Source organism: Embleya sp. NPDC056575 (assembly GCF_042793325.1).
Lineage (GTDB): Bacteria > Actinomycetota > Actinomycetes > Streptomycetales > Streptomycetaceae > Embleya.
Genome location: NZ_JBHTVA010000138.1, coordinates 1 through 9,305, shown reverse-complemented (window position 1 = coordinate 9,305; position 9,305 = coordinate 1). Strand labels below are relative to the sequence as shown.

The window sequence follows — 9,305 nt, the reverse complement described above, 5'->3', positions numbered from 1 at the left end:
GGCTTCGGCGCGGGCACACCCCGCCGTCGTGTGGGTGTGGTGGGTGGCGCGCGGTCGGTGGGATCCGCGGTCGGTGGGATCAGGTCGCCACCGGCTGCTGCTCCCTGGGTTCCGTGGGTTCCCGCTCCTCCCTCGGCATCACCATGCGGAGTTGCAGGAGGTGGTCCGCCACGGTCATGGCGGCGAGTACGACCGTGGCGGTGGCGAGCGTGGCCCAACCGGCGCCGGCCAGTGGGGCGGTCAGCGGTACGACCACGACGGCCGCGCCGATCCGTGCCGCGATCGAACCGGTGCCGAGTACGTGGCGATGCCAGGCGTGGCCGAGCAGGAAGACGGCCACACCCGTGCCCAGCCACCAGCGGTTGGTGTCGGTGCCCAGGTGGTGGATGCCGTCGGAGATGCCGGCCGCGACCAGCACGATGCCCGCGATCATCACCGCGTGGGCCAGGCCGAACGCCACGTACCCGAGCATCTGCCGGCGCTCCACCGACGCCTCGGACATGGCCCGTACGGTGCGTTCGTCGTCACCGCCGAAGTAGGTCCACCAGATGCCGGTGGCGACCGCGATGCCGAGCAGGATGCCCCCCGCGAGCCTCCAGTCGACCGGTCGCCCGCCCGCGCCGATGCCGACCGCCACGACCGACTCGCCGAGCACGATCAGGATGATCAGGCCGTGGCGCTCCACGAAGTGGTGCGGCTCGACCACGAATCCGCGGATCCGGCCGATCACCATCGACAGGTACAACACCGTCACCGCACCGGCCCAACACACCCAGGTCCCGACGTCGGACAGGTGCGGCGCGATCAGGATCAGTACGCCGCCGACCGCGTTGAACGGGGCCAGCCGCAGGATCCCGGCGCGGGCCGACGGCTCGGCGGCGGTCAGGAACAGGGCGACGTGCATCCCGACCGCGACGAGGAACGCGAGTCCGAACGCCCAGCCGTCGGGGTCGAACGCGTAGGGCAGGTCCAGGCCCATCACGAAGAACGCGGTCATGGTCAGCGCGAGCAGCAGCCGATGCACCACCGCGTCGGGCCGCACCGCGTTGGTCAGCCAGCTGAACGCGCCGAACATCCACCACAGCGCGGCCAGCGGCAACATCCCCTGGAACAGGCCGGACCAGCCCGGATGGGACTCCACCTGGTGAGTGGCCTGGGTGAGTACGAAGACGAAGACGAGGTCGAAGAACAGCTCGATCGGCGTGACGCCGGTGGACTGCGCCGGCTCGTCGGGGGGTTCGATCGGGTCGTGCGGGAGGTCCATGGGGATGGAGAGGGCCGGCTCGGCGGGGGCCGTGGCCGGCCCGGCGGCGGTGGTGATTGGCGGGTGGTCGTGCGGGTCGCGGTCCGGTGGGGCCGGGGAGGGGTTCATGCGGTCACTTCCAGGTGTCTTGCGAGCATGCGTCCTTCGATCCCGACACGCGTCGCGGCCACCGGCCGCGAGCCGGTCGGGCCGCCCGAACCTGCGCGGGTGGTCGAGTTCGGGTCGTACGTGCGAGGGCCCATCATCACCGCGCGGCGCGTTCCGGGACAGCGGAAGTCATCACGTTCGCGGTCGGCGTATCCCGGACGCGCGGAGATGGGCCGGGATGTGCTGCGGCGGACCGGATTTCCGGTCCGCCGCGGGGGTGGGGTGCCTGGTGCCCGGGCGCCTGATGCCTGGGCGCTTGGCGCCTGGGCGCTTGGGCTCAGGTGCTTACGAGCACAGGATCAGTAGCGATGTGACCACCGTGCACGATGCCGACGAGGAGTTGTTGCCCGGGTTGGGGTCGTTGGGTGTGCTCGCCGTGCGGGTCGCGGTGACCTCGTAGCCGAGGCCCAGGTTGAGCAGGTCGACCGGGGCGGTGAAGTGGCGGGTGGTTGCCGCGCCCTTGGCCAGTGGGCCGACCGTGCAGGTGACCGTGCGGTTGGCCACCGCGCAGTCCGGTGAGGTCGCGGTCATCGGGGACGGCAGCGACGCGGTGACGGTCGCCGAGGCGAGTGCGTTCGGGCCGCGGTTGGTGACGGTGACGGTGTAGTCGATGTGTGCGCCGAACAGGCCGCCGACGCCGTTGGCCTGGAGCACCACCGACACGTCGGCCGCGCTCGCGATGTAGGTGTAGCGGTCGGCCGGCACGGTCGCGCTGGTGCCGCCGGCGGTGCTCACCCGGACGTCGACCTGGCCGGCCGGACCGGGTGGCGCGGTCGCGGTGCAGGTGGTGGCGGTGCAGGACACGGCGGTGGCGGGGCGGCCCGGGCCGAAGGTGATGCCGGTCGCGCCCGCGAGGTCGGTGCCGGTGACGGTGACCACCGTGCCGCCGGTGTCGGGGCCGGAGTTCGGGCTCACCGCGGTGACGGTGGGGGCGGGCAGGTAGGTGTAGCGGTCGGCGGCCGAGGTCGCGCTGGTCCCGCCGGGGCCGGACACGGTGATGTCGACGGTGCCGGGTGCGCCGGGGGGCGCGATCGTGGTGAGGGTGGTGTCGTCGACGACGGTGAACGCGGCGGCCGGGGTCGTACCGAACACGACGGCGGTGGTGCCGGTCAGGTGGGTGCCGGTGACGGTCACGGAGGTACCACCGGCCGTGGGGCCGGAGTTGGGGCGCACCGAGGTGACGGTGCGCGGTTGCGGGACGCCGACGACGACGACGCCGTAGGGGGTGGAGCCGACCGGGACGGTGGCCACCACGGTGTCGGTCGTGCCGTCGATCACGGACACGTCGCCGGACTGGGTGTTGGTGGTGTACACGTATCGGCCCGCGACGTGCAGGGTCAGGTTGGCCGGGTACGCGCCCACCGCCACGCTGTCGACCACCGTGTTCGTGGCCAGGTCGACCACCTTGACCTCGGCCGGGAACGCGGAGACGTACGCCCGGCTTCCGGTCGGGTCCACCGCGACATTGCTGGCGTCGGTGATCGGCACGGTCGCGACGAGCAGGCCGCCGGCGGTCAGGTCGAGCGTCCACAGTCCGGACTGGTTGTCGACCGCGTACAGCCGACGCCCGTCGGGGCTGAGCGCGGCCCCGTCGGGCGTGCCGGGCAGCGTGATGGTCGTGCCGACGACACCGGTCGCGGCGGTGATCACCGAGACGCTGCGTCCGGCGTTGTTGACCGCGTACACGTGTGCCCCGTCCGGCGCGACCAGTACCGCGATCGGGCTGGTGCCCACCGCGATCGTGGCGGCGACGGTGTCGGTCGCCGTGTCGACGGCGAGGACGGAGTTGCCCTGGGCCACGTACAGCCGGGTGTCCGTCGGGTCGACCGCCATCGCGAACGGCGCACCGCCGGTGGCGATCGTGGCGACGACCGCGTCGGTGGCGGTGTCGATCACCGAGATGCCGCCGGAGTCGAAGTTCGCGACGTACACCCGGGTGCCGGCGTGGTTCGCGGCGAGCCCGTACGGGCCCCGGCCCACCGGGACGGTGGCCGTGGTGGTGTTGTTCGCGGCGTCGATGACCGAGACCGTGTTCGAGCCGGAGTTGGCCACGTAGACGGCCACGCCCGGGTGTGCCGCGGCGGCGGGTACGGCCTGGGCGATCAGGCCGGCGAGCACGAGGGCCGCGACGGCGACGAGGGCGATCAGCCGGCCGGGCGGCGCGGGGCGGGTCGGTGGACGGTGAGGCCGGGCCGGGCGGCGCGGGTGCCGTAACCGGTCGGCGGGTTCTGCGAGATCGTGTGACATCGGGATCCCCTCCCTGACGATGGAGCGCACCCGGCCGGCTCCATCGGGGCACACCGATCCCCACCCCGCAGTGCAGCACTCGGGCCCCCACCCGAATCCGGCGCCACGCCCGGCAACGGTGCCGAGTCGTGGTGCCGGACGGCCGCGAATCACGGACCGCGATTCGTCGGTGCATCGCCCGAAACGTACCGGGTCGGCGGGCGGTGATGCGGCCTTAACGGCGAAATCGCCTCATGGGGACGGGAGTTGGTGTACAGGCGTTGGGGTGGGGGCGTTGGGGCGGGGATCGAGGACGGTCCGCTCAGTCCCTGGGCAGGTATACCGTCCGGCCCTGGGCCCGGGCGCGCAACGCGGCGGGCACGCGCGGGGCGACCGTACTCGGCAGCAACTCCGCCGCCCGCTCGACCGTGACGAACGCGTGGTCGTCGAGTTCGTCCTCCTGGATCCGGATGGCCGCGATCCGGTCGGGGGTGAATGTACCGCCGTCGAACGTCCAACCGGTCAACGGGCGTGGCCGGGGCTCGAGTTCGGGTACCCAGTCGATCACCAGCAGCTCGCCGACGGCCACGTCGAGCCCGAGTTCCTCGCGCAGTTCGCGCGCGCAGGCGTCGTGGGGTGATTCGTTGCGGTCGACGAACCCGCCGGGCAGGTTCCAGTAGTCCCGATAGTTGGGTTTGACCACCAGGACCCGGTCGTCGGCGTCGGTGATCAGCGCGGAGGCGGCGGCGTAGAGGGAGGGCAGTTGCTCGTACCACTGCTCGGGCGGCAGGAAGTCTCGGGTCATTTCGTCGAGCCTAGCGGGTGTCTTCGAACCCCCGTCGGGCTCCACGACGCCCGGCGCCGAGCCATCACCGCAACGCCGGCACGGCCCCGCCGGCCAGGAGCCGGCGGGGCCGTGGAGAGCCGCTTCGGTCGATTCTCGGGAGTCGGTCAGTCCTTGGGAATGTACGTCGGACAGGTCGAGAACGCGTTCTGCTGCACGCAGGTGAACAGCGCGTTCCACTTGCTGCTGCTGTCGGCGACGGCCGTGGTCAGCGCGTCGCTGCACGTGTCGTCGGCAAGACCCCAGAGGGATCCGTCCGGCCAACCGGCCTGACGCGTGCGCGTTTCGATCGTCGTGAGGCATTCCGCGCTCGGGTTGTAGCGTTTCAGCTCGTTGATGAACTCCAGATACTTGGGGTTCTGGAGCACGTTTGCCTGCGCGGCCAGGGTCTGCCGGGCCGCGTCCTTGGCCTGCGGCGACGCGTTCGGGTCCTGCAGCGTCGCGGTCGCCTGCGTGGCCGCCGTCGCGGTCGTCTGGATGACCTTCTGGATCTGCTGCTGGTCCACCGGCTTCTTCGGCGCCGTCTTCGGGTCCTTGGAGGCGAGCAACGCGTCGGTGATCAGCGTCACGACCTGGATGGTGAACCCCCGGTCGGCCGCCGGGAAGGTCGGACTTTGGAGCTGCACCATGAGCTGGGCCACACCCTGCGCGGTTCTCAGATAATCGGCTCGCTCCCCCACGGCCAACTTCGGGTCCTGGCTCCGCCGCAGCGCCTCGTTCACGCCCTGCACGACCTTCGTGTACAGCGCCCGGTCCGGCGCCGAGGTCGTCGGGTCCTGGATGGCCTTCAGCGTTTGATTGATCGCCGAGACGGCCTCGGCGTACATGTTCCGGTCCTGGGGCGACGTGGAGGGATTCTTGATCGCGTTCACCGCCGTGTTCAGCCCCTCCTTCAGCTTCTGCTTCACATCCGGCGGGACGTTCAGTTTGTCGATCTCGGCCTCGACCTCCCGCTTCGCGCCGTCCGGGTCCGTCTTCGGATCCGGCGGCGGCGCGGCCTGTTGCAGCTGGTTGGGCGGCTGCGACGATCCGCCCGGACCGGGTGTGCTCGGCGTCCCCGCCGAGGGGGTGCCCGGGGCGCCGGGCGTCCCCGTCCCCGGCGTGTTCTGCTGGTTCGGCTCGTTGGGGGAGTTCGGCGTATTCGGGGTCTTCGGCGCGTTGGGGGTGTTGGGCGGGGGCGGTGTGTACGCCGGCGCCTGCGGGGTGTTCGGCGGTTCGGGGGTATCGGCCGGCACACGGCTCGTGGCCTGACCGGGCGAGGCGACCCGGGGCGCGGCGGCCGCGGCGGCGGCGGTCGGCAGTGCCAGTGCGGCAGCCAGACAGGACGTGCCTACGATGCGGGATATCTGTCGCCGGGCAGTTTTGGACATGACGAATCCAGTCGAGTGGGGACGTTGCTGCTGTGCCGTTGTCGGCTCGGCCGCTGTCGGCTCGATCGCCGCGGCGGCTGCCTGCGGGCACCGGAGACCCGAGCCTCGACGGTGCACACAAGACGGTGCACATGTGTCGAACGGTGCACGCGTGACAGTGCACGTGTATCGAACAGTGCACATGGATCGACAAGAACCACTCTTCGCTCCTCCCCCGCCCGTCGCAACTCCGACCCACGCCGCCGCGCGGATGCCGGGGGTGCGCGGGAGTGGCGGGCGCGAACGGTGTGTAGGCGGCGGGTCTCAGGTGGTGGTGAAGCCTGCGGCCGAAGGCGCCGAGGATGTCCTGGCCGGCGCCGGGCACACCGGCCGGGTTCGCCTTGAGAGCCGGAGACCTCGGGTCCGATCGTGGCCGGCGGCGGGCGCGGCCGCTCCGGCGGGGCCGGCTCGGCGGCTTCCACGGGTGCTCGGCGTTGTCCCGCAACGCCGCGACGGGCTCGTCGGTGGACAGCGCGGCCACGTCGGTGTACGCATCAACCCGCGTATAGGGAGCGGGAGTTCCAGTGTGCTCGACGGAGAGTCCGTCGAACATGACGGCCGATTCCCGACGTTCAGCGGTGGTGGTGAGGGGGCCGCGAGCATCGCGGGGGTCGCTGCAATCGCTGCAATACTTCGTCGCCGTCGTCGAGGAGCCCGACTTTCACCCGCGCCGCCGCGCGACCGCACCTCGCGCGGCCCGGTAGTACGCGGCCTGGCCTCCGGCGCAGCCACCCACGGGTTCGACGTGCCCTCGATCCCGGCCGGCTCCACGACGACCATCACGGGGTCGAGACGACCCTGACCGAGGACACGTCGGAGCGGCGCCGTCCGGTGTCGAGTCGTATCGAGAGTCGTATCGAGTCGTGTCGTCTCGAGTCGCCCGATGCCGAGTCGAACCGTCCTGCGTCGTCTCGTGTCGTCCCGTGTCGAGCCTTGTCGTCCCGCGTCCCGCGTCCCGCGTCCCGCGTCGTCTCGCCGGCTCAGCCGGCGGTCAGACCGCTGTCGTTGTGCAGGATCGCGCCGTGTACGTTCCGGGCCTCCTCGGAGGCGACATACGAGAACATCGCCGCGATGTCCTCCGGCTGCGCCATCGGGCGCGGCGTCATGGCGCGGCCGACCAGATCCCAGTCCACGTCCGCGGGCATCTGGTAGTTGGCCACCAGGTTGGTGTCGATACCACCCGGCGCGATCGCGTTCACCCGCAGCGGCTGCTTGGCGAACTCCCAGGCCAGCGACCGGGTCAGCTGGACCACGGCGCCCTTGCTCATGGTGTAGACGACGCCGTACGCCAGGCCCATCACACCGGCGTTGGACGCGATGTTGACCACGTTGCCGGACCGTTCGAGCAGGTGCGGGATGGCCGCCTGGCACATGAAGAAGTAGCCGTCGATGTTGACGCCCATCATCCGCCGGTAGTCCGCCTCGGTGACCTCCAGCACGTGCTCGGCCCGCGCGATGCCGGCCACGTTGCCCAGCACGTCGATCCCACCGAACTCCGCCACGGCCGCCGCCACCGCGGCGAAACACTCGTCCCGTACCGCCACGTCGGTGACCCGAGTGGCCACCTTGCCCGCAAGCCCGACCGCCGCCTCGGCGGTCTCGGCCAACGACGCCGCCGCGATGTCCAGCGCGAACACGTTGGCCCCCTCCGCCGCCAACCGCAACGTGGTGGCCCGCCCGACCCCCGACCCGGCTCCGGTGACCACCGCGGTCTTACCGTCGAACCGGCCGGACACATGAGCTATCGACATGCGTTCACTCCATCGGACGAGGATTCGGAAGACGGATCGAAGGGGCACGACAACGCACCCACGACCAGAGGTGACGGATCGTGCCACAGCCGAGTTGGGGAAACCAGACCCACTTCCCCACTCGACACCGACGACCGACCGGCGGTGTGACGGCATGCGCCGCCGCACGAAAGCGGCAACGCTGGATGCGAACGTCCATCCGGTCGACGAAGCTCGGTCTCCAAACGGCGACCCGCACCTCCTGTACGGACGGACCGCGGGTCTTAGCGAACGGCGCGGCCCCGTCGGCCGAGTGCGCCCCCTACCGAAGCGATGGACACCCGACCGAGCGGAGAACCACCCCTCGGGGCCGAACTCCCCTACGCGAGCACGGGAGTTCCCGTCTCGGAGCCCGGGTGGTGATCACCATGCACACAACCGAAGCCGAGCCGTCAGCCGGATGCCCCGCTGAGGACGATCGTCGCGGAGGAACGATCCAAGTAGGCACCCGCCCCGTTGTACGACCACCGGCCATGTTCGGGTACGAGCGAACGCAGGGCGCTCGGCATCTCCTCCATCGGCGGCCCGGCGATCGCCTGCCACTGCCCCCACCCTTCCGCGGCGACGGTATCCGCGAGATGAACGACGCCGTAGTAGCCCCAGTCGTGCGGCCCGGGCACCGTCACCCGCGCCGTATCGGGCGTACCCATGGCCCGGACGCACCACTTGGCGGAGGTCACGGAACCCAACTGCGGGAACACCGCCAACAGGTCGGCTGTGCCGGAACTCGTCGGTTCACAGCGGTGCGCCGCCTTTTCGTCCTTGTCGTCACCGTCTCCGAGGCCGCACGCGCCGACCAGCATTCCGGCCACCACCGTGAGCCCCACAACAACCCGTCGCGCCGTGTCCGTCATCCGGCCTCGTCCATGCGCTCGTCCCCCGACCTCGGCACCGAACCGACGCCCGAGTCTGGCATCGAGACCACGGTCGATTCATCCGACCCGGTGCGTAGTTCGTTCGGGCCACCCGGCTCATCACCCGCGGACCCGGCCCGTACGAACTGCCCGGCCGCCCCGACCACGTCGACACCCACGCGTCGGGCCGTCAACGATGAGCACCGCACCGGCCCGGCCCTCGCACGCCGTCCGGAGCGGACGCGACGCGAGAACCTTCCAGGCTGCCCTCCCCGCCCCGGGCATCCACCGAGCCGCCCCCCTCAACCGTGTCCGCACCCACCAGTCACGCCGTCCACGGTCGGGCACCACACCGGCCCGGCCCACGCTCCGGCCGGGAGCGAATCACAGCCGGCGCTCCTGGCCCCCGCCCCGACTGGAGGTCCGCCGAGCCGCCCACACCCAGCCGCGTCAGCACCCACGAGCCGGGAGCCAACCGCAGCCGGCTTGACGCGGTAGAACCTCCCGGGCCGGCCTCGCAACCAGGGCAGCCCAACAAGCCGCCCATGCCCCGGCGCGTCAGTGCCAACGACCATGGGCCAACGCGTGGTGATCGCCGTGCGGAGCACGGAGTGCGGCGAAGCCGCGACGTGTGGGTCGGAGGAGCGGAGCGAACCGGCTGCGGGTCGACCACAGCCGGCGCGACGCACCAAAGCCCGAGGCCGCCGTCCCCGACTCGGACGTCCACGAGCCACCCACCCCCAGGCGCGTCAGCGCCCACGACCCGGGCTG

General features: G+C 71.4%; 6 protein-coding genes. All 6 read right to left on the bottom strand.

Annotated elements, in window-relative coordinates:
* Window positions 1-79: 79 nt before the first annotated feature.
* Window positions 80-1,372: a low temperature requirement protein A gene (locus ACFRCG_RS47820; RefSeq protein WP_380042971.1), complete on the bottom strand. Its 1,293-nt coding sequence runs from the start codon at window positions 1,370-1,372 to the stop codon at window positions 80-82.
* 324 nt (window positions 1,373-1,696) lie between these two features.
* Window positions 1,697-3,658: an IPT/TIG domain-containing protein gene (locus tag ACFRCG_RS47815; protein ID WP_380042970.1), complete on the bottom strand. Its 1,962-nt coding sequence runs from the start codon at window positions 3,656-3,658 to the stop codon at window positions 1,697-1,699.
* 301 nt (window positions 3,659-3,959) lie between these two features.
* Window positions 3,960-4,442 carry an NUDIX domain-containing protein gene (locus ACFRCG_RS47810; protein WP_380042969.1) on the bottom strand — a complete coding sequence of 161 codons (483 nt, stop codon included), beginning with the start codon at window positions 4,440-4,442 and terminating at the stop codon, window positions 3,960-3,962.
* 146 nt (window positions 4,443-4,588) lie between these two features.
* Window positions 4,589-5,851 (bottom strand): hypothetical protein, encoded by a 1,263-nt coding sequence (locus tag ACFRCG_RS47805; RefSeq protein ID WP_380042968.1) that lies wholly within the window; start codon window positions 5,849-5,851, stop codon window positions 4,589-4,591.
* A gap of 1,019 nt (window positions 5,852-6,870) precedes the next feature.
* Window positions 6,871-7,641, bottom strand: coding sequence for an SDR family NAD(P)-dependent oxidoreductase (locus ACFRCG_RS47800; RefSeq protein ID WP_380003988.1), 771 nt, complete (start codon window positions 7,639-7,641; stop codon window positions 6,871-6,873).
* A gap of 431 nt (window positions 7,642-8,072) precedes the next feature.
* Window positions 8,073-8,534 carry a hypothetical protein gene (locus ACFRCG_RS47795; RefSeq protein ID WP_380042967.1) on the bottom strand — a complete coding sequence of 154 codons (462 nt, stop codon included), beginning with the start codon at window positions 8,532-8,534 and terminating at the stop codon, window positions 8,073-8,075.
* Window positions 8,535-9,305: the final 771 nt, after the last annotated feature.

What these genes read in the sequence shown, in the direction of transcription:
- ACFRCG_RS47810 (WP_380042969.1), bottom strand. Translation starts at nt 4,442, where the DNA reads ATGACCCGAGACTTCCTGCCGCCCGAGCAGTGGTACGAGCAACTGCCC.
- ACFRCG_RS47805 (WP_380042968.1), bottom strand. Translation starts at nt 5,851, where the DNA reads ATGTCCAAAACTGCCCGGCGACAGATATCCCGCATCGTAGGCACGTCC.
- ACFRCG_RS47795 (WP_380042967.1), bottom strand. Translation starts at nt 8,534, where the DNA reads ATGACGGACACGGCGCGACGGGTTGTTGTGGGGCTCACGGTGGTGGCC.
- ACFRCG_RS47815 (WP_380042970.1), bottom strand. Translation starts at nt 3,658, where the DNA reads ATGTCACACGATCTCGCAGAACCCGCCGACCGGTTACGGCACCCGCGC.
- ACFRCG_RS47820 (WP_380042971.1), bottom strand. Translation starts at nt 1,372, where the DNA reads ATGAACCCCTCCCCGGCCCCACCGGACCGCGACCCGCACGACCACCCG.
- ACFRCG_RS47800 (WP_380003988.1), bottom strand. Translation starts at nt 7,641, where the DNA reads ATGTCGATAGCTCATGTGTCCGGCCGGTTCGACGGTAAGACCGCGGTG.